Below are 25,763 nucleotides of genomic sequence, written 5' to 3' on the forward strand. Positions count from 1 at the left end.
GTATAACAACGAGCGGCTACACAGCGCCATCGGTCATAGGCCGCCGCAAGAAGTGGAGGAGGCGTTCTACGCACAGATGAACACCCTTGAAAAAGCCGCGTAGGTTTTGAACAAAGAAGCCTCTCGGAAACCCGGGGCGGTTCAGGTAGGAATTGCGCGCGCGCCCGGCTATGACGGGCGGCGGAAGATCACGCGGAGCGTTTCGGTTTTGGACTGGTACAACACCGTTTTCGAACTGATCGACATGCGCAGTTTCTCGAACCTCTGGTTCTGGATCGCGCTGGCGGTCGTCTGGTCGTCGGCCAGCCACTGGATCCTGGGCGTGCCGTGGGACATGGTTATCCGCGCCCGCCGTGGTGGCGCGCAGCCCGAGGCCGACCTGTCGGACATGGTGCGCATCAACATAAACCGCATGTTCTATGTCGTGGCGAACTCGGGCCTTTTGCTGGCCGGGCTGGTGGCCTTCCTGCTGACCGCGGCACTGCTGCTGGGGTTCGTCTACGAGGTGGAGTTCGCCCAGGCGCTTTTCCTGCTGGGATTCCCGCTGAGCATCGTGGGGATGCTGTCGTTGCACACCGCCCGCGTGATCCGCCGCGACGGGCTGACGGGCGAGGCGTTGTGCAAGCGGCTGGCGATGCATCGGCTGGCGGTGCAGGCGATCGGCATGGCGTCGATCTTCGTCACCGCCGTCTGGGGCATGTACCACAACATGTTCACCGGGCCGCTGACCGGTTGACTTTCCCGCGCCACCGGCACAGGTGAGCGCCGATGACCCAGACCCACATCACCGTGAGCGGTGCGCCCGAAGGCTTCGACGCGCGCCTCGTGCTCGACGAGCTGGCCGCCCGCGGTGCGCCGGTCTGCCACGTCGCGCGCGACGACAAGCGCATGGCCGCGATGGCCGCGGCGCTGCGGTTCTTCGACCCGTCCGTGCCCGTCTTCACGTTTCCCGGCTGGGATTGCCTGCCCTACGACCGGGTGTCGCCCAACGCCAACGTGTCCGCCGCGCGGATGGCAACTCTGGCAGGGCTGGTGCACGGCCCGCCCGACCGGTTCGTGCTGCTGACCACGCTCAACGCGGCGACGCAGCGCGTGCCCGCGCGCGAATTGCTGGCCGAGGCCAGCTTCACCGCGGTTGTGGACCAGCGCATCGACGAGGACGCGCTCAAGGCATTCCTCGCCCGGATGGGGTTCTCGCAGGCGCCCACGGTGACCGAGCCGGGGGACTACGCGGTGCGCGGCGGCATCATCGACATCTACCCGCCGGGTGAGGGCGGGCCGGTGCGGCTGGACCTGTTCGGCGACGTGCTCGATGGCGTGCGCCGCTTCGACCCGGCCAGCCAGCGCACCACCGAGAAACTCGAACGGGTGGAACTCGCGCCCGTGTCCGAGGTGATCCTTGACGACGCCGCGATCACCAGGTTCCGGCAGAACTACCGCATCGAGTTCGGCGCCGCCGGCAGCGACGACCCGCTTTACGAGGCTGTCAGCGCGGGGCGCAAGCAGGCGGGCATGGAACACTGGCTGCCACTGTTCCACACGCGGCTGGAGACGCTGTTCGACTATCTGCCCGGTGCCAGCGTCACGCTCGATGATCAGCTCACGCCGGCGCGGCTGAGCCGCTGGGAGATGGTCGAGGACCAGTACGACGCCCGCCAGCAGGCACAATCGGCCCGCGGGTCGGCCGAGGCGCCATACAAACCGGTGCCGCCGGGCCAGCTCTACCTCGATGACGCGCACTGGCAGGCGACGCTGGCAGAGCGCCGGGTGCTCCGGTTCGCCGCCCTGCCGCAGGCCACCGGCCCCGGCGTGACGGATGCAGGCGGCCGGATCGGGCGCAACTTCGCGCCTGAACGCCAGAGCGAAAACGCCAGCCTGTTCGGGGCCCTGAAGGATCATATCGAGGCGAAACTTCAGGATGGCCCGGTCGTTCTGGCCAGCTACTCCGAAGGCGCGCGCGAACGCCTCGAGGGGCTGTTGGAGGACGAAGGGCTGGCCGGCGCGGTCAGCGTGACCGACGCCACACGGCTGGGCAAGCGCGGGCTGCACCTGTCGGTCTGGTCGCTCGAGCACGGCTTCGAGGGGCCGCACGGCGACGGGCGCCGCCTGACGGTGATCGCCGAGCAGGACGTGCTGGGCGACCGGCTGATCCGCGCGCCCAAGAAGCGCAAGCGCGCCGACAACTTCCTGACGGAAGCGCAGAGCCTGTCGCCGGGCGACCTGGTCGTGCACGTGGATCACGGCATCGGCCGATACCACGGGCTGGAGGTGGTGACCGCGGCGGGCGCCGCGCACGAATGCCTCAACCTCGAATACGCCGAGGGCGCGCGGCTCTACCTGCCGGTGGAGAACATCGAGCTTCTGTCGAAATACGGGCACGAGGAGGCATTGCTCGACCGTCTCGGCGGGGGCGCGTGGCAGGCGCGCAAGGCCAGGCTCAAGGAACGCATCCGCGAGATGGCCGACCGGCTGATTCGCATCGCGGCCGAGCGCGAGCTGCGCAAGGCGCCGGTGCTGGAGCCCGAGCACCACGCGTGGGAGGAATTCGCGGCGCGCTTCCCCTACGAGGAGACCGACGACCAGCTTCGCGCGATCGAGGACGTGCTGGGCGACCTGGCCGCCGGTCGGCCGATGGACCGGCTGATCTGCGGCGACGTGGGCTTCGGCAAGACCGAGGTGGCGATGCGCGCGGCCTTCATCGCCGCGATGGCCGGCCAGCAGGTCGCGGTGATCGCGCCGACCACGCTTCTGGCGCGCCAGCACTACCAGAGTTTCGCCGAACGCTTCCGTGGCTTCCCGCTGAACGTGCGGCCGCTGTCGCGCTTCGTCGGCCAGGCCGAGGCCGCCCGGACGCGCAAGGGGCTGGCCGACGGCACGGTCGACATCGTGGTGGGCACCCACGCGCTTCTGGCCAAGAACATCCGTTTCGGCAACCTCGGGCTTCTGGTCATCGACGAGGAACAGCGCTTCGGCGTGGCCCACAAGGAGCGGCTCAAGCAGCTGCGCTCGGACGTGCACGTGCTGACGCTGACGGCCACGCCGATCCCGCGCACCCTGCAACTGAGCCTGTCGGGCGTGCGTGACCTGTCGATCATCGGCACGCCACCCGTCGACCGGCTGTCGATCCGCACCTACGTCAGCGAGTTCGATTCGGTCACCATCCGCGAGGCGCTGCTGCGCGAGCACTATCGCGGCGGGCAGAGTTTCTTCGTCGTCCCGCGCATCAAGGACCTGCCCGAGGTCGAGGCCTTCCTGGCCGAGCAGGTGCCGGAGGTCAGCTTCGTCACCGCGCACGGCCAGATGGCCGCGCGCGACCTCGACGAGCGCATGAACGCCTTCTACGACGGCAAGTACGACGTGCTTCTGGCGACAACAATCGTGGAGTCGGGCCTCGACATTCCCACGGCCAACACGATGGTCGTCTACCGCGCCGACATGATGGGGCTGGCGCAGCTCTACCAGATCCGCGGCCGGGTCGGGCGCGCCAAGACCCGGGCCTATGCCTATCTGACCACCAAGCCGCGCGCGCCCCTGACGCCCGCCGCGCAGAAGCGGCTGCGCGTGCTGGGCAGCCTCGACACGCTCGGTGCGGGGTTCACCCTGGCCAGCCAGGATCTCGACATTCGGGGCGCCGGCAACCTGCTGGGCGAGGAACAGTCGGGGCAGATGCGCGACGTGGGCTACGAACTCTACCAGTCGATGCTGGAAGAGGCGATCGCCAAGATCCGCGCGGGCGAGATGGAGGGGCTGTCGGAGACCGACGAGCAATGGGCGCCGCAGATCAATCTCGGCGTGCCGGTGCTGATCCCCGAGGATTACGTGCCCGACCTCGACGTGCGGCTGGGCCTCTATCGCCGCCTGTCGGGGCTGACGAAGAAGGTGGAGCTGGAGGGCTTTGCCGCCGAGCTGATCGACCGCTTCGGCCCGCTGCCCAAGGAGGTCAACACCCTGATGCTGGTGGTGCGCATCAAGGCGATGTGCAAGCGCGCGGGAATCGCCAAGCTGGACGGCGGCCCGAAGGGCGCGACCATCCAGTTCCACAACGACCGGTTTGCTTCGCCGCAGGGGCTGGTGGAATTCATCAAGGCACAGGACGGGCTGGCCAAGGTCAAGGACAACAAGATCGTCGTGCGGCGCGACTGGCGCAAGGAATCCGACAAGATCAAGGGCGCCTTCGCCATCGCCCGCGACCTGGCCGAGAAGGCCGTGGCCGAAAGGAAGAAGCAGCAGAAGGCGGGCAGCGATGCTTGAACCGGGACTTCACGGCGTGCCGCGGGGGCATCTGGCCTCGGTCGTCACGCATCTCGAGATGCGCGAGGCGCCGGTGCAGCGCGACGCGCCGGATCCGGGGCTGACGCTGGCGCATGTCGCGGCGCCCGGCACCGACTGGTACCGGCAACTGTTCCGCCATGTCGGCGCCGACTGGCTCTGGTTCGGGCGGCTCGTGCTGGACGACAAGGCGCTTGCGGGCGTCATAGGCGACCCGGCGGTGCGGGTGCATGTCGTCCGCGACGGCGCGGCGGAGGCCGGGCTGCTGGAGCTGGATTTCCGCACCGCCGGCGAATGCGAACTGGCCTATTTCGGGCTTGCGCCCGGCCATACCGGGCGCGGGGCGGGGCGCTGGTTGATGAACCGGGCGCTCGAGATGGCGTGGCAGCCCGGCATCGGCCGGGTCCATGTCCATACCTGCACGCTGGATCATCCCGCGGCGCTGGATTTCTATCGCCGCAGCGGCTTTGCCCCCGTGCGCCGCGAGATCGAGGTCGCCCCCGATCCGCGGGCGACCGGGTTTTTGCCCGAGACGGCGGCGCCGCATGTGCCGTTCCTGCGGCCGCCGGACGGGGAAAAGGGAACGGGGGATTGACGCCCGCGCGCGGTCGCGGCGGTCAGGAAGAGGGTCCGCCGCCTTCCCTGGAGGTCTTGAAGGCCTTCACCCGCTCCAGCAGATAGGCGCGGGCGCGGTTGTCCGCCCGGCGCACCCGCACCGAGGTGAGAAACGCCTCCTGCGCGGTCTGGGAGGTCGCGCCGAGCGTTTCGGAAACTTCCTTGATCAGGTCCTCGTCGCCTGTCGCATCGACCGCCTTGAGCGTGTCGATCGCCAGCTTGTCGGCCAGGTCCTCGGTGATGCCCATCTCGTGCCTACCGCGTCGTCTCGGTCAGCCGTCGCTTGACGTAGTCGGTGACCGTTCCGATCATCTCGTCCATGTAGGGGTCTTCGAAGAAGTGCCCGGCGCCCTCGATCTCGGCGTGTTCGACGGAGATGCCCTGCTGTTCCTGCAACTTGGACGCCAGCGCGGCGGTGTCCGCGGGCGGCGCGACCCTGTCGCCCGAGCCCGAGACGATCAGCCCCGAGGACGGGCAGGGCGCGAGGAACGAGAAATCGTACATGTTCGCGGGTGGCGAAACGGATACGAAGCCCGTGATCTCGGGCCGGCGCATCAGCAGCTGCATTCCGATCCATGCGCCGAAAGAGAACCCGGCGACCCAGCAGTGCTTGGAATTGGCGTTGAGCGACTGGAGGTAGTCGAGCGCCGATGCGGCGTCCGAAAGCTCGCCCACGCCCTGGTCGTATTCGCCCTGGGACCGTCCCACGCCGCGGAAATTGAACCGCAGCACCGTGAAGCCCATGTTGTAGAACGCGTAGTGAAGGTTGTAGACGACCTTGTTGTTCATGGTGCCGCCGAACTGCGGGTGCGGGTGCAGCACGATGGCGATGGGGGCGTCTTTTTCCTTTTGCGGGTGGTAGCGACCTTCGAGCCGGCCTTCGGGACCGGGAAAGATGACCTCGGGCATACGCGTCTCTTGCCTTCCTTGGCGGTGCCGCGGCTCGCTTGACGCCGCCGCGCGATCACCTTAGCACTGTTGATGGGTCCGCGCTGGGGGCGGGCCGGGCTGCACGCGAGATAAGGCTTGCGCAGCGCAAGGTCAATCTGTTCGCAGGAAAACCCCATGAAACTCAGCACCAAGGGACGCTATGCGATGGTGGCGCTGGCCGACATCGCGCTGCAGCCGGAGGAATCCCTCGTGCCGCTGGGCGAGATCGCGAAGCGGCAGGACATCTCGCTGCCCTACCTCGAACAGCTCTTTGTCAAGCTGCGCCGCGCGGGGCTCGTGGAGTCGGTGCGTGGGCCCGGCGGGGGCTACCGGCTGGCCAAGCCCTCGAACGAGATCCGCGTGGTCGAGGTGCTGGGCGCGGTGGACGAAACCGTGGACGCCATGCACAAGGGCGCCGGCGCCTCGGGCGCGACCAGCGGGTCGCGGGCGCAATCGATGACCAATCGCCTGTGGGAAGGGCTGAGCGCGCATGTCTACGTCTTCCTGCACCAGACCCGGCTGAGCGACGTGGTGGGCAACAGCCTCGCGCCATGCCCGGCGGTGCCCTCGCTGCTTGACGTGGTGGACGACGAGTAGGCCATTCACGCGGCGCACGGTCAGCGACGCGGGCGCGGGCCGCGGCACTGGCCGGAAGAAACCCCGGACGAGAAGGAAACGCGCATGGAACGTGTGTATCTCGACCATAACGCGACCATGCCGTTGCGGCCCGAGGCACGCGCGGCAATGATCGACGCGCTGGACCTGCAAGGCAACCCGTCGAGCGTGCACGCCGAGGGGCGCGCGGCCCGGGCTCTGGTGGAGCGCGCGCGCGGGCAGGTGGCCGCGGCGCTGGGGGCCGAGGGGGCCGACATCGTGTTCACCTCGGGCGCGACCGAGGCGGCGGCGCTGGCCTGCGCCGGCCGCCGTCTCGAAAGCGCGGCCATCGAGCACGAAGCGGTCGGCGCCTGGACCTCCGGCACGCTGCCGGTTGACGAAGACGGCCGCGTTACGGTGGCTGACCCCGCGCGCACGACGCTGCAGCTGGCCAATTCCGAAACCGGGGTGATCCAGGAGTTGCCCGAGGGGCTTGCGGTAACCGACATGACGCAGGGCTTCGGCAAGCTGCCGGTGGCCTTCAGCTGGACCGGCGCGGACATGGCCATCGTCTCGGCACACAAGCTGGGCGGGCCCAAGGGCGTGGGCGCATTGGTGTTGCAGCCCGGCAGTGACATCGCGGCCCAGCTGCGCGGCGGCGGGCAGGAGATGGGCCGCCGCTCGGGCACCGAGAATCTGCCGGGCATCGCGGGATTCGGTGCCGCGGCGGAAGCGGCGGCGCGGGACCTTGCCAACGGGGTGTGGTCGCGGGTAGAAGAACTTAGAATTATTCTAGAAAAAAATGTTGCAGCTGTGAGTAACGAGACTATTTTTGTCGGGAAAGGGGCGCGGCGCCTGCCGAACACCAGCTGCTTCGTAACGCCCGGTTGGAAGGGCGAGACGCAAGTAATGCAGATGGACTTGTCCGGCTTCGCCGTTTCCGCGGGCAGTGCATGTTCCAGCGGGAAGGTGCGCGCCAGCGGGGTGCTCCGGGCCATGGGCCATCCGGAGGCCGACGCGGGGTGCGCCCTGCGTGTGTCGCTGGGGCCCGAGACAACAGAGGACGACATCGGGCGCTTCGTCGAAACCTGGGCGAAGCACCTGAAACGCCACCGCGCCCGCGCGGCGTGAGCGACAAGGAGACGCGACATGGCAGCACTCGACGACACTCAGGCCAAGGAAGGCGTGGACCGCGAGACGGTCGATGCCGTGCGCGAGATGGGCGGCACCTACAAGTACGGGTGGGAAACCGACATCGAGATGGATTACGCGCCGAAGGGCCTCGACGCCGACATCGTGCGCCTGATCTCGGAAAAGAACGAGGAGCCGCAGTGGATGACCGACTGGCGGCTCCAGGCCTTCGAGCGCTGGCAGCGCATGGAAGAGCCCGACTGGGCGATGCTGAATGTTCCGGAAATCGATTTCCAGGACCAGTACTACTATGCCCGGCCCAAGAGCATGGCGGAAAAGCCCAAGTCGCTCGATGACGTGGATCCCAAGCTTCTGGAAACCTACGAGAAGCTGGGCATCCCGCTGAAGGAACAGATGGTCCTGGCCGGTGTCGAAGGTGCCGGCGAGGCGCCCGCCGAGGGCCGCGAGGGTGACGCGCCCGAGCGCAAGGTCGCCGTCGACGCGGTGTTCGACTCGGTCAGCGTCGGCACGACGTTCCAGGAAGAGCTGAAGAAGGCCGGGGTCATCTTCTGCTCGATCTCCGAGGCGATCCGCGACTACCCCGAGCTGGTCCAGAAGTACCTGGGGTCGGTCGTGCCGCAGGGCGATCACTTCTACGCCGCGCTCAACTCGGCGGTCTTTTCCGACGGCTCCTTCGTCTACGTGCCGCCGGGCGTGCGGTGCCCGATGGAGCTGTCGACATACTTCCGTATCAACGCCGAGAACACCGGCCAGTTCGAGCGCACGCTGATCATCGCCGACAAGGGGTCCTACGTCAGCTACCTCGAGGGCTGCACGGCGCCGCAGCGCGACGAGGCGCAGTTGCACGCCGCCATCGTCGAGCTGATCGCGCTGGAGGACGCCGAGATCAAGTATTCGACCGTGCAGAACTGGTTCCCCGGTGACGAGGACGGCAAGGGCGGCATATACAACTTCGTCACCAAGCGGGGCGATTGTCGCGGTGCGCGGTCCAAGATTTCGTGGACGCAGGTCGAAACGGGGTCGTCGATCACCTGGAAATATCCCAGCTGCATCCTGCGCGGCGACGACAGCCAGGGCGAGTTCTATTCCATCGCCATCACCAACAACTGGCAGCAGGCCGACACCGGCACCAAGATGATCCACCTTGGCAAGAACACGCGCTCGCGCATCGTGTCCAAGGGGATCAGCGCCGGGCAGGCGCAGAACACCTATCGCGGGCTGGTGTCGATGCACCCCAAGGCGCAGGGCGCGCGCAACTTCACCCAGTGCGACAGCCTGCTGATCGGCGACAAGTGCGGCGCGCACACGGTGCCCTACATCGAGGTCAAGAACAACTCGGCGCGTTCCGAGCACGAGGCGACGACCTCGAAGGTGGACGACGACCAGCTGTTCTATTGCCGCCAGCGTGGCATCGGCGAGGAAGAGGCCGTCGCGCTCGTGGTCAACGGCTTCTGCAAGGAGGTGCTTCAGGCGCTGCCGATGGAATTCGCCATGGAGGCGCAGCAGCTGGTGGCGATCAGCCTCGAAGGCTCGGTGGGCTGACGCCGTGCTGACGTGGGGCGCTTTCCTCACCGCGCTGCTGACCGGGCTTTTCTGCTCGGTCTTCGCGGTGGTCGTCGACGCCATCCTCGACATGGCGGGCGTCTGGATGGTGGCTGCCGTCTCGATGATCTCGGGCTTTCTGGGATCGCTCTTCGCGCAGCTGACCACCGGGCGGGGCCGGAAATGACGGGCGTCCGCGCGATCGGGGGCGGCGGCCGGGCGGCATGAACCAGGCGACGCCCACAGAAAGGCCCGCGCTGACCATGCCCGAGGCCGAAGCCGAGGCGTTGCGCGACGTGTATGCCCGCGCGGGAACCATCCTCGAATACGGCAGCGGCGGGTCCACGGTGATGGCCGCCGAGATGTCCGGCAAGACTGTTTTCTCGGTCGAGAGCGACCGCGACTGGGTGCGCATGATGCGGGCGTGGTTTGCCGAGAACCCGCCGGCGGACGGCTCGGAGGTGGACGTGATCTGGGCCGATATCGGGGAGACGCGCCAATGGGGGCATCCGAAGGGCAACGCGGCATGGCGCCGCTACCACCGCTACCCGCTGGAGGTCTGGCAGCTGCCCGAGTTCCGCCAGCCCGACGTGGTGTTCGTGGACGGCCGGTTCCGTACCGGCTGCGCGCTGGCCGCGGCGTTCCTGAGCACCGCGCCGGTGCGGGTGCTGGTGGACGATTACGCGCCGCGCAAGCGCTACCACCGGATCGAGGATTACCTCGGCGCGCCGCGGATGCTGGGCCGCATGGCCGAGTTCGAGGTGGAGCCGATGCCGGTCCCGGCCGATCGGCTGCTCGAGATCGTGGAGATGATGACCCGGCCCTGACCGGGGGAACGAAACAACAAGACGCGAGGACGTTAAATGCTTGATATCAAGAACCTGAAAGTCAGCCTTGAGGAAGAGGACAAGGAAATCCTCAAGGGCGTCGACCTGTCGGTCGAGGCCGGCAAGGTGCATGCGATCATGGGGCCCAACGGATCGGGCAAGTCGACACTGAGCTACGTGCTTGCCGGGCGCGACGGCTACGACGTGACCGAAGGCTCGGCCACGCTCGACGGCCAGGACATCCTTTCGATGGAGCCCGAAGAACGCGCCGCCGCCGGGTTGTTCATGGCGTTCCAGTACCCCGTGGAAATTCCCGGCGTGGGCAACATGACCTTCATGCGCACCGCGCTGAACGCGCAGCGCAAGGCGCGCGGCGAGGAGGAGATGAACGCCTCCGACTTCCTGAAACTCGTGCGCGAGAAGGCCAAGGACCTGCAGATCGACCCCGAGATGCTCAAGCGGCCGATCAACACCGGCTTCTCCGGCGGCGAGAAGAAGCGCAACGAGGTGCTTCAGATGTCGGTGCTGCAACCGCGGATGTGCATTCTCGACGAAACCGACTCCGGCCTCGACGTCGACGCGATGAAGCTGGTGGCGAAGGGTGTCAACGCGCTGCGCGAACAGAACCGGGGCTTTCTCGTCATCACGCACTACCAGCGTCTGCTCAACCACATCGAGCCCGACGTGGTGCACATCATGGCCGAAGGGCGTATCGTCAAGACCGGCGGCCCCGAGCTTGCCCTGCAGGTCGAGGAAGAAGGCTACGAGCACATCAAGGCGGAGATGGCATGATGGCACAACCGCAGACGAAACAGGACCGGACCGAGGCGCGCCTCGCCTCAGCCGGCGGGCGCCCGTCCGGCGCCGGCTGGGCCGAGACCGCACGCGATGGCGCACTGGCCCGCGTGCGCGCCATGGGCCTGCCCGAGAAGCGGGACGAATACTGGAAGTTCACCCGCCCCGACACCCTTGTCCAGCCCGAGGTCCCCGAGGCGGCGCTTCTGGAAACCGACGAATCGCCCGTCTTCGGCGAGGTGGACCGCCTGAAGATCGTTTTCGTCGACGGCGTGTTCGACGCCGACGCCAGCGATGACCTCGAGATGTCGGGCCTGCGGATCGAGCGGCTTGCCGACGCCACCCAGGCCGACATTCACTGGGCGCGCGATCTCTACGGCACGCTCGAGGAGCGGGGCCAGACGCCGGTGGCGCGACCGCTGGCCGCGCTCAACACCGCCTTGGCGCGCGACGGGGTCGTGATCCATGTGACCGGCGCCGTGCCCAAGCCGGTGAACCTGATCTATCGCCACGAATCCGAGACGTCGGACGCGATGCTGCATCACGTCGTCAAGCTGGATGCCGGTGCGTCGCTGACCCTGCTCGAGAACGGCCCGGCCGCGGCGCGGCTCAACGGGGTCATGGAGGTCGATGTCGCAGACGGCGCCAATTTCCAGCATGTCCGCACGCAGGGCCGTGACCACGAACGCCGCGCGGTCACCCACAGCTTCGCGCGGCTGGGCACCGAAAGCGTGTTCAAGTCCTTCACGCTGACGGTCAACGGCCGGCTGACGCGCAACGAGGCGGTGATCGAGCTCACGGGCGACGACGCGGCGGCGCACGTGGCGGGTGCGGCGATGGGCGACGGCGATTTCCACCACGACGACACGGTCTTCGTCACCCATGACGCCGAACGCTGCGAGAGCCGCCAGGTGTTCAAGAAGGTGCTGCGCGGCGGTGCCCACGGCGTGTTCCAGGGCAAGATCCTGGTCAAGGAGGGCGCGCAGAAAACCGACGGCTACCAGATCAGTCAGTCGCTGCTGCTGGACGATCACAGCCAGTTCTTCGCCAAGCCCGAGCTCGAGATCTACGCCGACGACGTGGCCTGTTCGCACGGCTCGACCTCGGGGGCGATCGACGAGGAGGCGCTGTTCTACCTGCGGGCGCGCGGCGTGCCCAAGGATATCGCCACCGACCTGATGACGCTGGCCTTCCTGGCCGAGGCCGTCGAGGAGATCGAGGACGAGACCCTGCGCGACGAGATCACCACGCGCCTGCAGGGCTGGCTGGAACGGCGCCGCGGCTGATGGCGGTGACGCGCGATATCGCGGCCACCTACCGCGGCCCCGGCCGCGTCATGCGCCGCCTGCTCGAGATGGGCAGTCGCGAGGACCGCGCGCTCGCCTTGCTGATGTCGGGCTGTGCCGTGGTCTTCGTGGCGCAATGGCCGCGGCTGGCGCGCGAGGCGCACCTCACCGACCAGGCGCTCAACGCGTTGATGGCCGGGACCCTGATGGCGGTGATGCTGATCCTTCCGCTGCTGCTCTACGCGCTGGCCTTCGTCAGCCTCGGGGTGCTGCGGGCGCTCGGTCGGCCGGTCACGGGCCATGCCACCCGGCTGGCGCTGTTCTGGGCGTTCCTGGCGGCCAGCCCGCTGACGCTTCTGCACGGTCTGACGGCCGGGTTCATCGGCCCGGGCCCGGCACTCGACCTTGTCGGTTTGGCCTGGTGCGGGGTGTTCCTCTGGTTCTGGGTGTCCAACCTGCGCGAGGCGGCATGGGGCAACCACTGACCTCCGCCTTCCTGTGGGACCTGACTCGCCAGACGCTCCTTGCCCCGGCCGGGGCCGCGCGGCGGCTGATCGACATGGGCCTCCCGGTACGGACGCTGTGGATGGCGCTGGCGCTGATGACGGTGCTCAACGCCATCGTCTATTCCGCCTCGCTGCAGATCGCGCCCCCCGCGCCCGAGGCCGGCGCGATGATGCCGGCCGCGCTGACGTCGCCGCTGCTGTTCGCGGTGTTCCTGGGCGGCGCGCTGGTGATCACGGTGATCGCGCTGCACGGGGTGGGCCGCGGGCTGGACGGGCAGGGCAGCCTGGCCGACATCCTGGTGCTGATCACCTGGCTGCAGGGGCTGCGGCTGGCGCTTCAGGTGGTCTCGGGCGTGCTCATGATGGCCGCGCCGGGGCTGGGCGCGCTGCTGGTGGTGGTCGCGTCGGTCTGGGGGCTCTACATCCTCGTTGCCTTCATCAACGAGGCGCACCGTTTCGGCAGCCTGCTGAAGGCCGCCGCCGTCCTGCTTGTCACCGCCATCGCGCTGGTGGCGGGGCTATCGCTTTTCATCGCGGTCCTCGGGACCGCCGCCGCCACTGGAGGTGTCTGAGATGTACGACGTCGAGAAGATCCGCGCCGATTTCCCGATCCTGTCGCGCGAGGTCAACGGCAAGCCGCTGGTCTACCTTGACAACGGGGCCTCGGCGCAAAAGCCCAAGGCGGTGATCGACGCGGTGACGACCGCCTACGCGGAGGAGTACTCGAACGTCCACCGCGGGCTGCACACGCTGTCGAACATCGCGACCGAGAAATACGAGGCCGTGCGCGGCACGGTTGCACGGTTCCTGGGCGTGTCCGACGAAAGCCAGATCGTCCTGAACTCCGGCACCACCGAGGGGATCAACATGGTCGCCTACGGGTGGGCGATGCCACGGATGGAGGCAGGCGACGAGATCGTGCTTTCGGTGATGGAGCATCACGCCAACATCGTGCCGTGGCACTTCCTGCGCGAACGCCAGGGCGTGGTGCTGAAATGGGTGGACACCGAGCCCGACGGCAGCCTCGACCCCCAGAAGGTACTCGATGCCATCGGGCCGAAAACGAAACTCGTGGCCGTCACCCATCTGTCGAACGTGCTGGGCACCGTGGTCGACGTGAACACCATATGCAAGGGCGCGCGCGCGCAGGGCGTTCCCGTTCTCGTCGATGGCAGCCAGGCGGCGGTCCACATGCCCGTGAACCTCGACGAGATGGGCTGTGACTTCTACGTCGTCACGGGCCACAAGCTCTATGGGCCGTCCGCCTCGGGCGCGGCCTTCGTTCGCAAGGAGCGCTACGACGAGATGCGCCCCTTCATGGGCGGCGGCGACATGATCCGCGAGGTCCACAAGGACTGGATCAGCTGGAACGACCCGCCGATGAAGTTCGAGGCCGGCACGCCGGGCATCGTGCAGGCGATCGGCCTGGGCGTGGCGCTGGATTACATGATGGGCGTCGGCATGCAGGCCATCGCCGCCCACGAAGCCGATCTCGGCGCCTATGCGCAGGATCGCCTTGGCGGGCTCAACTGGCTGAACGTGCAGGGCCACGCGCCGGGCAAGGCGGCGATCTTCTCGTTCACCATGGACGGAGCGGCGCACCCGCACGACCTGTCCACGATCCTCGACAAGAAGGGCGTCGCGGTGCGCGCCGGCCACCATTGCGCGAATCCGCTCATGGACCATATCGGGCTGACGGCGACCTGCCGGGCCTCGCTGGGCATGTACAACACGCGCGCCGAGATCGACACGCTGGTCGAGGCGCTCGAGCTGGCTCACGACCTTTTCGGCTGATGTTCGGCACGGTGCGCATCGCGCACCCCGGGATCGCCTCGTTTTGCGGCACGCCACGCCCCGCGCGTGCGTGTCGCAAAAAGTTTCCGCCATGTCGCTTTCAATCCTCGCGGAAATCGCTACGGTAGCGCCATCGTCCACAGCACGAGGAGAGAACGATGGCGCTGGCCACCGAGGCAGACCAGATTTCCGATATCGCATTCGGCTTCATGGGATCGAAGGCGCTGTTCGCGGCGCTGCAGCTGGGGGTGTTCACCCATCTCGCGCAGGGGCCGCTGACCGCCCCGGAACTGGCCGTCAAGGCCGGCATCCACGCCGACCGCGCACAGACACTGCTGACCGCGCTGGCGGGGCTCGGGCTGGTTCGCGCCGAGAAGGGCCGTTATGCCAATTCGCCGGCCGCGCAGAGCTTTCTCGTGAAAGGGGCGAAATACGATTTCGGGGATTACCTGCGCCTGCAGGTCGGCCAGCAGATGTACGGGTTGCTCGACCAGATCGAGGATGCGCTGACGGGCGATTTGCCCGATGATGCCACGGCGAGCTACGCCGAGTGGTTCGCCGACGAGGGCGAGGCGAGGGTCTATTCGGAAAGCCAGCACGCCGGCTCGCTCGGCCCGGCCCGCCAACTGGCACGCAGCCTGGACCTGTCGCAGGCGCGCACGCTGCTCGATGTGGGCGGTGGCACCGGCGCGTTCTCGATCACGTTGTGCAAGGCGAACCCGCAGCTGACCGCGCGGATCGTGGAATTCCCGAACGTGGCCAAGCTGGGCCGCGCCTACGTCTCCGAAGCGGGGGTGTCCGACCGGATCGCATACGTCGAGGGCAACGCGTTGGAGACCGAGTGGCCGCAGGACCAGGATGTCGTGCTGATGTCCTATCTTCTTTCAGGCATACCCGGCGCGGCGCACGACCGGATGATCGATCGCGCCTGGCAGTCGCTCGCGCCCGGCGGGCGGATCCTGATCCATGACTTCGTGGTCGAGGGCGACCGGACGGGGCCGAAACTCGCCGCGCTGTGGCAGTTGCAGCATACCGCCTTCACGCCCGAGGCCCGTTCGGTCGATGCCGGCTGGCTGGACGCGGCGCTCGGGGATCGCGGGTTCCGGGATGTCGCCGTGACGCCGATGATCCCCGAGATGACGATGCTGGCCCGGGGCCGAAAACCGGCCTGACCCGCGCCCAGAAAACCAATTGCAGCGCCCGGCACGATGGTCTATTGCGTCGGGCCGAAGCACCTGTAGCTCAGCTGGATAGAGCGCTGCCCTCCGAAGGCAGAGGCCCAAGGTTCGAATCCTTGCAGGTGCGCCAATTTTTCCTTTATGCGCTGATATTTGGCTGGATGGTGTAACCAAGTCATGCTTCATTGAGCGCCGTATGAAACTCGATTTCGGGTCGTTTCCAGTACAAATCCCGTTCAATGCCAAGCTGGTCGCGGGAATGAAACATCACACAGCAGAAGATCATCTGCCCGATTTCATCCTGAGGTGGCCGGGCGGACGCCGGTGTTGCAGGGCTGGGGTTTTCGGTGGATTTCCGTTTCCGATGGAACGCCGCCCCGCAAAACCGTGGCGATAGATCCGGGCACGGTCTTGTACCATCAATCCTCAAAGGCGCTCGCGGATTCCTATGCTTGACCGCAATGGGTGCTCGAAGGAACCGTGAACCCATGACGCCGTTTCAAATTTCGTCGTGGCCCGGGAAGACGTTCGACAGCGGCACACATCCCGCGCTGTGGCACATGCTTGATGTTGGGGCGGTTGCGGACCGATTGCTTTCGCGGGCCCCGGCCACCGGTTGTGCGGGACGGGATCAGGCGTTGGTCATGCTGGTTACGCTCCATGACCTCGGCAAGTTCAGCGACAGTTTTCGCGATATGCTTGCCGGACGGCCGTACGGCGGGCAACGGCATTGGCAGCATTCGTTTCGCCTGCTCCTCGAATACGACGCGCGCCTGGCGGAATTGCTTGGAGGCGATGATCTTGCGCGTGAGGTGCTCTATGCGGCCATTGCCGGGCATCACGGCGGGCCGCCAGCACACCTGGATGCGCGCGCGTGGCGTTCACAGATGGGACAGATCGGAGAGGAGGCACGCGACGCGGCCGGCGATGCGATCGAGGCCCTCGCGCCGCTGTTCCAGGATGCAACGCTCGATGGTCTGACCCAGACCGAGGCCATCCGGCTGAGCTGGTGGTTGTCGGGACAAACCGTCCTGGCGGACTGGATCGGCTCCAACAGCGCCTGGTTCCCCATGCAACCGCCCGATCTTGCGGTGGACGCGTATTGGGACGCAGCCCGGGAACGCGCCGACCTGGCGATCCGCGAAGCGGGATTATTTCATGCCAATCCCTCTGATCACGGCTCCGAGGATGTCCTCGGAGGCCCACTGCGGCCGATGCAACATGCGGTTAAAACGGTCAGCCTGCCCGATGGGCCGACACTTGCGCTCATCGAGGATGCGACCGGCTCGGGAAAGACGGAAGCGGCCTTGATTCTGGCTGCGCGCCTTATGGCGCATGGAAAGGGACGCGGGATATTCTTCGCGTTGCCGACCATGGCGACCAGCAATGCCATGCTGGAGCGCCTGGAGACCGCGTTGCCCTGGATGTTCGATGGCCGTCCGTCGCTGGCGCTGACGCATGGCAGGGCCGGCATGAACGAAACCTTCGCGCGCATCCGGGGCCGGACGCAGGAGGCGCAAGGGACCGATCCCACCTGTTCGGATTGGCTGGCGGATGACCGGCGCCGCGTACTGATGGCTGACGTCGGGGTGGGAACGGTGGATCAGGCATTGATGGGCGTACTGCCCACGCGGTTCAACACGCTTCGCCTGCGCGCCCTCGCCGACCGTATCCTGATCGTTGACGAGGCGCATTCCTACGACCCCTACATGGAAGCGGAACTGCAACGTCTGCTCGAGTTCCACGCGCGCCTCGGGGGGTCGGCCATCGTCATGACGGCGACGTTGCCGATGGACATGCGCGATGGTTTCGTCCGGGCGTTCCGGCGCGGAATGGACGCGCCGAAGGGTGGCCGGGTTGAGGCCCGCGAATATCCACTTCTCTCCGTCGTTGGGGAAGAGCAGACCCGGATTGCCCCGCAGGCGGTTCCCGCCACATGTCGCAGCATCGACGTGCATCGTCTGCGTACCGCGTCCGAATCTCTGGATCTGCTGGAATGGGCACAAGGCGAGGGCGCGGCCTGTGTATGGGTGCGCAATGCCGTCGACGAGGCGATCGAAGCCGTCGAGGCGCTCAGGTCGCGCGGCCTTGCGGCCGATCTTCTCCATGCGCGCTTTGCCGCCACGGACAGGCTTCGCCATGAACACGCGCTTCAGGCCCGTTTCGGGCGACAGGGCAAGGACCGCGACGGGCGCATCCTCGTTGCGACACAGGTCGTCGAAGCCTCCCTCGATCTCGATTTCGACCTGATGGTGAGCGACCTTGCTCCGGTCGGGGCCCTGATCCAGCGGGCCGGGCGCATGTGGCGGCACATGGATCTGCGGCCCGCGCACGCCCGCCCGGTGCCAGGTCCCGCGCTGCATGTCCTGGCCCCGGACCCGGAAACCGTGACCGGCGAGCGATGGGTTCAGCAGGTGCTCGGTCCGGGCGCCTGGGTCTACCCGCAAGACACGCAATGGCGGACGGCAAAGGCGCTGTTCGATGCTGGACGGATCGATGCGCCGGGCGGCTTGCGCGCACTGATCGAGGCCGTCCACGGCAACGATCCCTTGCTGCTGCCCGCCGCGCTTGACCGGGCCGGTATTGAAAGCGAGGGCCGCATCCTTGGCGAACGGGCACGTGCCAACAACAACCTTCTGGATCCGTGGGCGCCCTATGACCAACCCGCGATGGCCCGCGTCCACGACGATGAAGTCTTTCCGACACGGCTTGGGCTACCGCAGATCACGCTCCGGCTGGCGCGTCGGCAGAACGGGGTCTTGCGCCCTTGGGCGGACGGGGAGGGCCCCTTCGCCTGGCAGATGTCGGAAGTCCAGATCTCTGCTGCGCGTTACGCGAAGCTCGCCGGCATCGACCAAGACATCCCCGAGATCGCCGCCGTGAAAAGCACATGGCCGCGATCATTGCGAGAGCATGTTGTCCTGGCGCCCGTCGGCGAGGAGGGGAGGATTTGCGAAGGCCTGACTTATGACCGGGAGATGGGCGCCATCCTGTATTAGTCGTCTGCCGATTTCGCAGCCCCTTGTTTGATCTGGTCGTTGTGGATACCGTTCCGCCGTGGATTGAACGGTGTCATTCATGCTCAACCTGATTTCCGATCCATGGATTCCCGTGCATCGCAGCGGCGGGCCCGACGTCGTCCGCCCCGATCAGATCGCCGAGGAAGACGTTCTCCGTCTCGGCTGGCCTCGGCCCGATCTCAACCTCGCCTGCCTGGAGCTTCTGGTGGGGCTCGTGTATCTCGCCGCCCCGCCGCGGGGGCGCTCCGCACGGCGGACCCCGCCGACGCCGGACGCGCTGCACGCTGCGATGGCGCCCCTCGCCCCGGCCTTCGAGCTTCTGGGCGATGGTCCCCGTTTCCTGCAGGAATTCGGGGAGCTCGATGGCGGTCCGAACCCGCCCGACATGCTGTTCATCGACAGCGCGGGGGACTCGACGGCGAAAAAGAATGCCGACCTGATGGTCCGACGCGAGCGCTACCAAGGCCTCGACCTTCCGCTTGCCGCGATGGCCCTGTACACGATGCAGGCCTTCGCGCCGTCCGGCGGCGCTGGGAACCGTACCTCGATGCGCGGGGGTGGCCCGATGGTCACGCTGGTCCGGCCGCAAGCCCCCGGCCTCTGGCCACTAATCTGGGCCAACGTGCCCGATGGCAGGCCGTTGCCGCCAGATAAGCTCGAGGCGCTGCCGTGGATGCGGCCGACGCGGACCTCGGCCAACGGTGAGATCACGGTTCCTCAAGAAGGCCCTCACGCCTCGCCTGAGCCCGAGGTCTTTTTCGGGCAACCGCGCCGGTTGCGGCTGGTTGCAAATGGGGATGTCGTCACTGGCGTCGTCCAGCGCCCCTGGGGCACGAATTACGCCGAATGGCGCCATCCGCTGACGCCCTATTACCGCGACAACAAGGGACAGGTGCGGCCGGTACATCCCAAGCCGGGGCGGTTCGGCTACCGCAACTGGCGCGGCGTGATCCTGCAATCAGAACAACGCCTTCGAGCCGCGACTGTCGCGCGTTGGATCAGCGAGAACCGCGGGGTGCAGTGCAGCCTCATTGTCGGCGGCTGGGCGATGAACAAGTTTAACCCCCTCGATTTCATCTGGTCCGAGCAGCCGGTCTTTGCCCTCGGGGAGGAGGCCGAGTTCCATGCCGGCAACATGGTCGAAACGGCGGAACATGCGGGGTTCGCACTTCGCGTCTGCATCCGCGAAAGCCGTGACGAAGGCATGGCCGAACTCGCCGTGGAGGCCTTCTTCGACGCCACCCAGGCCGCTTTTGAAAGCCGAGTCGCGGCCCTCGCCGGCGGCGCGGCGCCCGATCCGCACGGCTGGCTGTCGGATCTGCGGCACGCCGCCCTCGACGAATTCGACAGGCGGGTCATCCCGGGGTTGGCCGATCTTGACGAAAGCCATCGGCAGGCCGCGGTGCAGGCACGTGCCAAGCTTCTGATGGCGTTCGGCGGGCGTGGGCATTTCGGCAAGAAAGTGTTCGATCCTCTCGGCCTCGAACAGCCGCCACGCAAGAAACGGAAGGAAGGCGTATGAGCGAATTGGACACGGCCACCGACATCGGAAGCATCTGCGCGAGCTGGCGCGCGCAGGCGCTGGCGGCCGATGACGGCGCCGCGCGGCTGTCGCGCGCGAAGCTGCGCAGGGCCGACGGGCCGGTCGCGGCGCTTGGGGTCCGCGCGGTGCATGATCTCAACGGCCGGTTGGCCGCGGCGGGACACGACATGCGCCGAGGGGAGCGGCCGGACAGGCTCGCGCTGATCGCCACGGCCCTGGCGCATCTCAAGGACGGTAACGGCCCCCACGTCGCACAAGCGTTCGGTGCCGGCGATCCCGCCGCGCTGAGCGGCATCCGGTTCAACGCGCTTGTGCGCGCCGCAACGCCCCGCGAGCTGTGGAAGCCGCTTGTCAGGGGACTGGCGGTGATCGAGGGCCGTGCAAACGCCGCCCAGCTTGCCACCGATATTCTTTACTGGGGTGACAGGGTCCGCACCCGTTGGTGCTTCGAATACTACGGCGAGGGTTTCGCCGCACCGTCACCGGAACACAACATCGAGGAGGCCACCGAATGAGCCGTTTCGTCCAGCTGCATTACCTGACGATCTACCCACCGTCTAACCCGAACCGCGACGACGTTGGGCGCCCCAAATCGGCCTCCTACGGCGGCGTGCCGCGGCTGCGGATCTCGAGCCAGGCTTTGAAACGCGCGGCGCGACTCTCGGAAGTGATGCAGCGCGATCTCGAGGGGCATCTTGGCACGCGCACCCAGCGGATCGGGGAGGTCGTGCGAGATGCTCTGGACGAAGACGGCACCGATGAGGAAAAGGCTGCAGAGGTTGCGACCAAGGTTGCCGATGTCTTCGGCAAGATCGATGCGCGCGCCGGCGAGCAGGGCGCGATCCGGACGCGCCAGTTGGCCTTCGTATCCCCCGAGGAACGGGACTTTGCGATCGACCTGGCCCGGCGCGCGATTCAAGGCGAGGCGCTGCCGAACAACGCCGAGCTCAAGAAGATGGTCCTGCGCACGGCCGATGGTGCGGCCGACGTGGCGATGTTCGGGCGCATGCTGGCCGACGACCCGAATTTCAACCGCGAGGCGGCGGTGCAAGTGAGCCATGCCATCACGACGCACCGGGCGCTGGTGGAGGACGATTTCTACAACGCCGCGGACGATCTCAAGACGACCGCCGAGGACTCCGGCGCCGGCTTTCTGGGCGACGCGGGGTTCGGCTCTGGCGTATTCTACCTTTACGCTTGCGTGGACACGGATCTTCTCGTCGAGAACCTCGCGGGGGACCGCGCGCTCGCGGCGCGGTCCGTCGGCGCGTTGGCCGAGGCGCTGGCCATCTCCACGCCGGCGGGCAAGCGCAACGCCTTCGCCCATCACACGCGCGCCTCACACATCCGTGCCGAGTCCGGGTCGCAACAGCCGCGCAGCCTTGCGGGCGCCTTTTTGAGTCCGGTGTCGGGAGGTGATGTTCTGGCATCGTCGGTCGCCGCTCTCGAGGACATGGCGGACAAGATCGACGCAGCGTATGGCGACTGCGCTGACTCGACCGCCTCGATGAACGTGCCGCGCGGAGAAGGGAGCCTCACAGAGATCCGGGACTTTGCTGAAACCTTTGTGCGTGATGTCTGATTACGTCGTTTTCTCGCTCGTGGCGCCCATCGGGGCGTTCGGCGGTCCGGCCGGTCATGAACGCCGCGGCTCGGAGGCCTGGCCGGGGCGCGGCGCGATCCTTGGGCTGCTCGGCGCGGCCCTTGGTGTGAGGCGCGATGAAGCCGACGCGCTCGCCGCGCTGGGACGTTGGAAGATGGCCGTTTCGGCGCTGTCGCACGGTCCGGCGTTGCGGGACTTCCATACGGTTCAGACGGTGCCGGCCGCCCGGATCAAACGCCCCCGTACACGCGCCCATGCCACTGCGGCGCTGACGCACCGCGACAATGCGATGATCACTCGGCGTGACTACCGGATGGATTGCGCCTTCGGTATCGCGCTGTGGGACGGGCCGGACCCTGACGCGCTGGTGACCGCCCTCGCGAACCCCGTGTTCACCCCTTATCTTGGGCGCAAAAGCTGTCCTTTGTCCGCCCCCATGGGGCCGCTTCGGGTCAACGCCGAAAATCCTTTGCATGCCCTCGAACAAGTGAAGATTCCGCCTTTCCTTGATGTCGACCCGAGGCAGCCCGTGTTCGTCGCGTCCGATGAACCGCTGGAGAACGACGGGTATTCCGAGCTTCACTGGGACGTGCCCATCGACCGAGAAAAATGGCATTTCGCGGCGCGTCAGGTGCATGTCGCACGGCCCGGACCCGGCGGGGAGGGTGGGGCATGACCCTTTATCTCTCGCGCCTGAAGCTAAACCCGGACCCTTCCACGAGCGCGCTGGCCCAGTTGCTGAACCCGCGCGACGCCGCGCAACAGGCCGACGCACATCATCGGCTGATCTGGACGGTTTTCTCGGATGGCACCGACCGGCGGCGGGATTTCCTGTGGCGCCATGACGGCGACGGGCGCTTTCTGACATTATCGTCGAGGCCGCCGCGCGCGCACGATCTTTTCCTGCCACCGGAGACCAAGACATTCGAGCCCGACCTGCGCGTCGGGGACCGTCTTGACTTTACCTTGCGCGCGAACGCCACGAAAGATCGGGCTGCCGCCAGCGGATCCTCCAAAGCGCGACCGAAGAATCGGCGCGTCGATGTCGTCATGGATCTCTTGCAATCCGTGCCGCGCGAACAGCGGGCGGACCGGCGCATGGAAATGGCCCAAACGGCGGCCGAGGCGTGGATGATGCGACAAGGCGACAGCAAAGGCTTCGCGCCACGACGTGTCATCGCCGACAATTATTCCACGATCGAACTCGGCCGCCGGCGCCGCGCGGGCGCGACCTTTGGCATCCTGGATCTCTCCGGAGAGATCGAGGTGACCGACCCCGAGTTGTTCCTGCCGGCGTTGGCCGTGGGTCTTGGCCGCGCGAAAGCCTGGGGTTGCGGGCTCATGCTGATCCGTCGCGCGCGATGAGTGGCCCCGGCGCGCCAGACGGCGGCCCACCCGGTCTTCCGCCGCCGAAACCGATCCCGCTGAAGGAACGGGCAGCGCTGGTCTTCGTCGAACGCGCCAGGATCGATGTCAAGGACGGGGCATTCGTCGCGATCGACGCCGAGGGCACGCGTACGCACATTCCCGTCGGCGGAGTCGCATGCCTGATGCTGGAGCCGGGCGCGCGGATCAGCCACGCGGCGGTATCCCTTGCCGCGCAGGCCGGCACGCTTGTCACTTGGGTCGGCGAGGGCGGCGTGCGGCTCTATTCCGCGGGCCAGCCCGGGGGCGCACGTGCGGACAACCTGCTATGGCAGGCCCAGATCGCCCTTGATCCGGCCGCCCGATTGCGGGTCGTGCGCAAGATGTTCGCGATCCGCTTCGATGAGGATCCGCCCCAACGCCGATCCGTCGAACAGCTCCGCGGAATCGAGGGACAAAGGGTGCGTCATTCCTACGAGCTGATCGCGCAACAGTTCGGCGTCGCGTGGAAACGCCGGCGCTATGATCCCGGGGACTGGGGCGCCGCAGACATCCCCAACCGCTGTCTCTCCGCGGCCACCTCGTGCCTGCACGGGCTGACGGAAGCGGCCGTCCTGGCGGCCGGCTACGCGCCCGCGATCGGCTTCCTGCACACTGGCAAGCCGCGCAGTTTCGTCTACGACATCGCGGATCTGTACAAGCTCGACACCGTCGTGCCCGAGGCCTTCCGGGTATCCGCCCGCGCTCAGAAGGGCACGCTCGATATGCCGCCCGAGCGGGCCGTGCGCCTGGCCTGCCGTGACGCGTTCCGAAAAAGCGGCCTTCTCAACCGGATCATCCCGCAGATCGAGGAGGTGCTGTCGGCCGGCGAGATGCCCAGGCCCGAGCCTCCGCCCGAGGCCGCGGGGCCGGCCTTTGACGAGGGGACGAGTGGCGATGATGGTCATCGTGGTTGAAAACGCTCCCCCGCGCCTGCGCGGGCGGCTGGCGGTGTGGCTTCTGGAAATCCGGGCCGGCGTCTACGTCGGGCGGTATTCGCGCAAGGTGAGGGAACGGATCTGGGAACAGGTCGAAAGCGGTATCGGGCCGGGCGACGCCGTCATGGCTTGGGCGGCACCGACCGACCAGGGGTTCGACTTCGCCACCGTCGGCAAGAACCGAAGGATGCCACGGGATTTCGACGGGCTCAAACTTGTCAGCTTCGCACCGAAAGACCCCTCGGCTTGACGCGCCCGGAGGATCGGTGATTTCTTCGGGTATGTATTTTTTGCTTTGATGCAGGTATTTATGGCCAGACTGTTCCCCGCACACGCGGGGATGAACCGCCTGCTGGGCGCTGCTGCACAATGTGCCGGTGCTGTTCCCCGCACACGCGGGGATGAACCGGATGCAGGCCGAAGTAGGTGATATGCCGCTGCCTGTTCCCCGCACACGCGGGGATGAACCGGCGGGGGATGAGCGCCGACGCCGCCCAGCTGACTGTTCCCCGCACACGCGGGGATGAACCGCGCCGACCTGTGGCCGACAAGCTGACCGTGGTCTGTTCCCCGCACACGCGGGGATGAACCGGAGGCATGGATATGCTGACACTGAAACACGACCTGTTCCCCGCACACGCGGGGATGAACCGCACGAGGCATGGGGCGAGGCTCGACGGCGCAACTGTTCCCCGCACACGCGGGGATGAACCGCGTACGTGCTTCTGGACGCGCGGCCTGCCGCCCTGTTCCCCGCACACGCGGGGATGAACCGCAGCGGCCCGTGACGGTGCCCGGCTCGGGATGCTGTTCCCCGCACACGCGGGGATGAACCGAATGATGTCGATCATGATATCGCCTCCCGTAGCTGTTCCCCGCACACGCGGGGATGAACCGCCGAGCCTCCGACCGACCCCTACGGTTACGCCCTGTTCCCCGCACACGCGGGGATGAACCGGTCACCGCGTCGATCGAGCTGCAGTTCTCGGGCTGTTCCCCGCACACGCGGGGATGAACCGGGGTTCTGAATGGCCACGCGGGAAGATGCGCTCTGTTCCCCGCACACGCGGGGATGAACCGCGGGCGAACACGTAGCCGGGCGCGACGCGGCGCTGTTCCCCGCACACGCGGGGATGAACCGCCTTCGCGCTCTGCTCGCGCTGCGGTCGCGTCCTGTTCCCCGCACACGCGGGGATGAACCGTGCCAGATCGCGGAGCGCACGCAGGCTTCTAGCTGTTCCCCGCACACGCGGGGATGAACCGGACGCGGACCGCGCCGAGGCGCTGCTGATCGCCTGTTCCCCGCACACGCGGGGATGAACCGCCGCCGCCACCGCCGCCGGTCGCATGGTCGCCCTGTTCCCCGCACACGCGGGGATGAACCGGCTTCTGGATCAGGATGGGCGTGTCGACGGAACTGTTCCCCGCACACGCGGGGATGAACCGCGATGGGGCACCCCGTCTCACAAGACGGTCCACTGTTCCCCGCACACGCGGGGATGAACCGATGCGCGCAATGACGATCAGCGGCCTGTGCATCTGTTCCCCGCACACGCGGGGATGAACCGCAGAGCCGGTCACGCATGCCACCGCGATCAAGCTGTTCCCCGCACACGCGGGGATGAACCGGCGCAGCCCCTGGCTCATGTATTCCGCTATCACTGTTCCCCGCACACGCGGGGATGAACCGGTCATCCTCGGTGATGCCAGATTCCTCCATCACTGTTCCCCGCACACGCGGGGATGAACCGCTCACATCCTGCAACT

Annotated in this window: 24 protein-coding genes, 1 tRNA gene and 1 CRISPR repeat array; of the genes, 23 read left to right on the forward strand and 2 right to left on the reverse strand. The window is 67.2% G+C overall.

Annotated features, from left to right (window positions below):
• Positions 1–208 precede the first annotated feature (208 nt).
• The 3 genes from CEF10_RS15695 to CEF10_RS15705 are packed head-to-tail and all read left to right on the forward strand — an operon-like array spanning position 209 to position 4,864.
• The gene (locus CEF10_RS15695; RefSeq protein WP_101069124.1) at positions 209–736 is read left to right on the forward strand and encodes a component of SufBCD complex; all 528 of its coding nucleotides are present in this window, start codon (positions 209–211) and stop codon (positions 734–736) included.
• Positions 737–768: 32 nt separating this feature from the next.
• A complete protein-coding gene (gene mfd / locus CEF10_RS15700; protein WP_101069125.1) occupies positions 769–4,251 on the forward strand; it encodes a transcription-repair coupling factor in 3,483 nt (1,160 codons plus the stop codon).
• Positions 4,244–4,864, forward strand: coding sequence for a GNAT family N-acetyltransferase (locus tag CEF10_RS15705; RefSeq protein WP_101069126.1), 621 nt, complete (start codon positions 4,244–4,246; stop codon positions 4,862–4,864). The genes mfd and CEF10_RS15705 overlap by 8 nt, the downstream gene beginning before the upstream one ends.
• A gap of 22 nt (positions 4,865–4,886) precedes the next feature.
• Here the strand turns inward: CEF10_RS15705 and CEF10_RS15710 are convergent, their stop codons facing one another.
• The gene (locus tag CEF10_RS15710) at positions 4,887–5,132 is read right to left on the reverse strand and encodes a hypothetical protein (RefSeq protein ID WP_101069127.1); all 246 of its coding nucleotides are present in this window, start codon (positions 5,130–5,132) and stop codon (positions 4,887–4,889) included.
• Between the two features lie 7 nt (positions 5,133–5,139).
• The gene (locus CEF10_RS15715; RefSeq protein WP_101069128.1) at positions 5,140–5,793 is read right to left on the reverse strand and encodes an alpha/beta hydrolase; all 654 of its coding nucleotides are present in this window, start codon (positions 5,791–5,793) and stop codon (positions 5,140–5,142) included.
• Between the two features lie 156 nt (positions 5,794–5,949).
• Here CEF10_RS15715 and iscR point away from each other — a divergent pair, with 156 nt between their 5' ends.
• The 20 genes from iscR (at position 5,950) to cas2e (ending at position 24,246) form a co-directional block, all read left to right on the forward strand.
• Positions 5,950–6,411: a Fe-S cluster assembly transcriptional regulator IscR gene (gene iscR, locus CEF10_RS15720; RefSeq protein WP_101069129.1), complete on the forward strand. Its 462-nt coding sequence runs from the start codon at positions 5,950–5,952 to the stop codon at positions 6,409–6,411.
• Between the two features lie 84 nt (positions 6,412–6,495).
• A complete protein-coding gene (locus CEF10_RS15725) occupies positions 6,496–7,539 on the forward strand; it encodes a cysteine desulfurase family protein (RefSeq protein WP_101069130.1) in 1,044 nt (347 codons plus the stop codon).
• A gap of 18 nt (positions 7,540–7,557) precedes the next feature.
• Positions 7,558–9,102: a Fe-S cluster assembly protein SufB gene (sufB, locus tag CEF10_RS15730; RefSeq protein ID WP_101069131.1), complete on the forward strand. Its 1,545-nt coding sequence runs from the start codon at positions 7,558–7,560 to the stop codon at positions 9,100–9,102.
• A gap of 4 nt (positions 9,103–9,106) precedes the next feature.
• The gene (locus CEF10_RS15735) at positions 9,107–9,289 is read left to right on the forward strand and encodes a hypothetical protein (RefSeq protein ID WP_101069132.1); all 183 of its coding nucleotides are present in this window, start codon (positions 9,107–9,109) and stop codon (positions 9,287–9,289) included.
• 76 nt (positions 9,290–9,365) lie between these two features.
• Positions 9,366–9,929 (forward strand): hypothetical protein, encoded by a 564-nt coding sequence (locus CEF10_RS15740; RefSeq protein WP_101069146.1) that lies wholly within the window; start codon positions 9,366–9,368, stop codon positions 9,927–9,929.
• A 36-nt stretch (positions 9,930–9,965) separates the two neighbouring features.
• Positions 9,966–10,721 carry a Fe-S cluster assembly ATPase SufC gene (gene sufC / locus CEF10_RS15745; protein ID WP_101069133.1) on the forward strand — a complete coding sequence of 252 codons (756 nt, stop codon included), beginning with the start codon at positions 9,966–9,968 and terminating at the stop codon, positions 10,719–10,721.
• Positions 10,721–12,010, forward strand: a complete 1,290-nt coding sequence (sufD, locus tag CEF10_RS15750) for a Fe-S cluster assembly protein SufD (protein ID WP_101069147.1) — start codon at positions 10,721–10,723, stop codon at positions 12,008–12,010. The genes sufC and sufD overlap by 1 nt, the downstream gene beginning before the upstream one ends.
• Positions 12,010–12,495, forward strand: a complete 486-nt coding sequence (locus tag CEF10_RS15755; protein ID WP_101069134.1) for a YIP1 family protein — start codon at positions 12,010–12,012, stop codon at positions 12,493–12,495. Before sufD ends, CEF10_RS15755 begins: the two co-directional genes overlap by 1 nt.
• Positions 12,480–13,088, forward strand: a complete 609-nt coding sequence (locus CEF10_RS15760) for a Yip1 family protein (protein ID WP_101069135.1) — start codon at positions 12,480–12,482, stop codon at positions 13,086–13,088. Before CEF10_RS15755 ends, CEF10_RS15760 begins: the two co-directional genes overlap by 16 nt.
• Before the next feature lies 1 nt (position 13,089).
• Positions 13,090–14,310 carry a cysteine desulfurase gene (locus CEF10_RS15765; RefSeq protein ID WP_101069136.1) on the forward strand — a complete coding sequence of 407 codons (1,221 nt, stop codon included), beginning with the start codon at positions 13,090–13,092 and terminating at the stop codon, positions 14,308–14,310.
• 158 nt (positions 14,311–14,468) lie between these two features.
• On the forward strand, positions 14,469–15,482 hold the full coding sequence (locus CEF10_RS15770) for a methyltransferase family protein (RefSeq protein WP_101069137.1): 1,014 nt from the start codon (positions 14,469–14,471) through the stop codon (positions 15,480–15,482).
• A 59-nt stretch (positions 15,483–15,541) separates the two neighbouring features.
• Positions 15,542–15,618 (forward strand) — tRNA-Arg (locus CEF10_RS15775).
• Between the two features lie 358 nt (positions 15,619–15,976).
• A complete protein-coding gene (cas3, locus tag CEF10_RS15780; protein ID WP_232796542.1) occupies positions 15,977–18,487 on the forward strand; it encodes a CRISPR-associated helicase Cas3' in 2,511 nt (836 codons plus the stop codon).
• Positions 18,488–18,566: 79 nt separating this feature from the next.
• Positions 18,567–20,030 (forward strand): type I-E CRISPR-associated protein Cse1/CasA, encoded by a 1,464-nt coding sequence (casA, locus tag CEF10_RS15785; RefSeq protein WP_101069139.1) that lies wholly within the window; start codon positions 18,567–18,569, stop codon positions 20,028–20,030.
• The gene (casB, locus tag CEF10_RS15790; protein WP_101069140.1) at positions 20,027–20,566 is read left to right on the forward strand and encodes a type I-E CRISPR-associated protein Cse2/CasB; all 540 of its coding nucleotides are present in this window, start codon (positions 20,027–20,029) and stop codon (positions 20,564–20,566) included. The genes casA and casB overlap by 4 nt, the downstream gene beginning before the upstream one ends.
• The gene (cas7e, locus tag CEF10_RS15795) at positions 20,563–21,633 is read left to right on the forward strand and encodes a type I-E CRISPR-associated protein Cas7/Cse4/CasC (RefSeq protein WP_101069141.1); all 1,071 of its coding nucleotides are present in this window, start codon (positions 20,563–20,565) and stop codon (positions 21,631–21,633) included. The genes casB and cas7e overlap by 4 nt, the downstream gene beginning before the upstream one ends.
• A complete protein-coding gene (gene cas5e / locus CEF10_RS15800; RefSeq protein ID WP_101069142.1) occupies positions 21,626–22,330 on the forward strand; it encodes a type I-E CRISPR-associated protein Cas5/CasD in 705 nt (234 codons plus the stop codon). Before cas7e ends, cas5e begins: the two co-directional genes overlap by 8 nt.
• A complete protein-coding gene (gene cas6e / locus CEF10_RS15805) occupies positions 22,327–23,019 on the forward strand; it encodes a type I-E CRISPR-associated protein Cas6/Cse3/CasE (protein WP_101069143.1) in 693 nt (230 codons plus the stop codon). The genes cas5e and cas6e overlap by 4 nt, the downstream gene beginning before the upstream one ends.
• The gene (gene cas1e, locus CEF10_RS15810; RefSeq protein ID WP_101069144.1) at positions 23,016–23,975 is read left to right on the forward strand and encodes a type I-E CRISPR-associated endonuclease Cas1e; all 960 of its coding nucleotides are present in this window, start codon (positions 23,016–23,018) and stop codon (positions 23,973–23,975) included. Before cas6e ends, cas1e begins: the two co-directional genes overlap by 4 nt.
• Positions 23,959–24,246, forward strand: coding sequence for a type I-E CRISPR-associated endoribonuclease Cas2e (gene cas2e, locus CEF10_RS15815; RefSeq protein WP_232796543.1), 288 nt, complete (start codon positions 23,959–23,961; stop codon positions 24,244–24,246). Before cas1e ends, cas2e begins: the two co-directional genes overlap by 17 nt.
• A gap of 69 nt (positions 24,247–24,315) precedes the next feature.
• Positions 24,316–25,747: direct repeats of the CRISPR family, unit length 29 nt; unit sequence CTGTTCCCCGCACACGCGGGGATGAACCG.
• Positions 25,748–25,763 lie beyond the last annotated feature (16 nt).

The organism is Roseovarius salinarum (genome assembly GCF_002834145.1).
In the GTDB taxonomy this organism is placed as follows: domain Bacteria; phylum Pseudomonadota; class Alphaproteobacteria; order Rhodobacterales; family Rhodobacteraceae; genus Roseovarius; species Roseovarius salinarum.

Excerpts from the sequence above, each read along its gene's own strand:
- mfd (WP_101069125.1), top strand. The coding sequence starts at position 769 with ATGACCCAGACCCACATCACCGTGAGCGGTGCGCCCGAAGGCTTCGAC.
- CEF10_RS15705 (WP_101069126.1), top strand. The coding sequence starts at position 4,244 with ATGCTTGAACCGGGACTTCACGGCGTGCCGCGGGGGCATCTGGCCTCG.
- CEF10_RS15710 (WP_101069127.1), bottom strand. The coding sequence starts at position 5,132 with ATGGGCATCACCGAGGACCTGGCCGACAAGCTGGCGATCGACACGCTC.
- CEF10_RS15715 (WP_101069128.1), bottom strand. The coding sequence starts at position 5,793 with ATGCCCGAGGTCATCTTTCCCGGTCCCGAAGGCCGGCTCGAAGGTCGC.
- iscR (WP_101069129.1), top strand. The coding sequence starts at position 5,950 with ATGAAACTCAGCACCAAGGGACGCTATGCGATGGTGGCGCTGGCCGAC.
- CEF10_RS15725 (WP_101069130.1), top strand. The coding sequence starts at position 6,496 with ATGGAACGTGTGTATCTCGACCATAACGCGACCATGCCGTTGCGGCCC.
- sufB (WP_101069131.1), top strand. The coding sequence starts at position 7,558 with ATGGCAGCACTCGACGACACTCAGGCCAAGGAAGGCGTGGACCGCGAG.
- CEF10_RS15740 (WP_101069146.1), top strand. The coding sequence starts at position 9,366 with ATGCCCGAGGCCGAAGCCGAGGCGTTGCGCGACGTGTATGCCCGCGCG.
- sufC (WP_101069133.1), top strand. The coding sequence starts at position 9,966 with ATGCTTGATATCAAGAACCTGAAAGTCAGCCTTGAGGAAGAGGACAAG.
- sufD (WP_101069147.1), top strand. The coding sequence starts at position 10,721 with ATGGCACAACCGCAGACGAAACAGGACCGGACCGAGGCGCGCCTCGCC.
- CEF10_RS15755 (WP_101069134.1), top strand. The coding sequence starts at position 12,010 with ATGGCGGTGACGCGCGATATCGCGGCCACCTACCGCGGCCCCGGCCGC.
- CEF10_RS15760 (WP_101069135.1), top strand. The coding sequence starts at position 12,480 with ATGGGGCAACCACTGACCTCCGCCTTCCTGTGGGACCTGACTCGCCAG.
- CEF10_RS15765 (WP_101069136.1), top strand. The coding sequence starts at position 13,090 with ATGTACGACGTCGAGAAGATCCGCGCCGATTTCCCGATCCTGTCGCGC.
- CEF10_RS15770 (WP_101069137.1), top strand. The coding sequence starts at position 14,469 with ATGGCGCTGGCCACCGAGGCAGACCAGATTTCCGATATCGCATTCGGC.
- cas3 (WP_232796542.1), top strand. The coding sequence starts at position 15,977 with ATGACGCCGTTTCAAATTTCGTCGTGGCCCGGGAAGACGTTCGACAGC.
- casA (WP_101069139.1), top strand. The coding sequence starts at position 18,567 with ATGCTCAACCTGATTTCCGATCCATGGATTCCCGTGCATCGCAGCGGC.
- casB (WP_101069140.1), top strand. The coding sequence starts at position 20,027 with ATGAGCGAATTGGACACGGCCACCGACATCGGAAGCATCTGCGCGAGC.
- cas7e (WP_101069141.1), top strand. The coding sequence starts at position 20,563 with ATGAGCCGTTTCGTCCAGCTGCATTACCTGACGATCTACCCACCGTCT.
- cas5e (WP_101069142.1), top strand. The coding sequence starts at position 21,626 with ATGTCTGATTACGTCGTTTTCTCGCTCGTGGCGCCCATCGGGGCGTTC.
- cas6e (WP_101069143.1), top strand. The coding sequence starts at position 22,327 with ATGACCCTTTATCTCTCGCGCCTGAAGCTAAACCCGGACCCTTCCACG.
- cas1e (WP_101069144.1), top strand. The coding sequence starts at position 23,016 with ATGAGTGGCCCCGGCGCGCCAGACGGCGGCCCACCCGGTCTTCCGCCG.
- cas2e (WP_232796543.1), top strand. The coding sequence starts at position 23,959 with ATGGTCATCGTGGTTGAAAACGCTCCCCCGCGCCTGCGCGGGCGGCTG.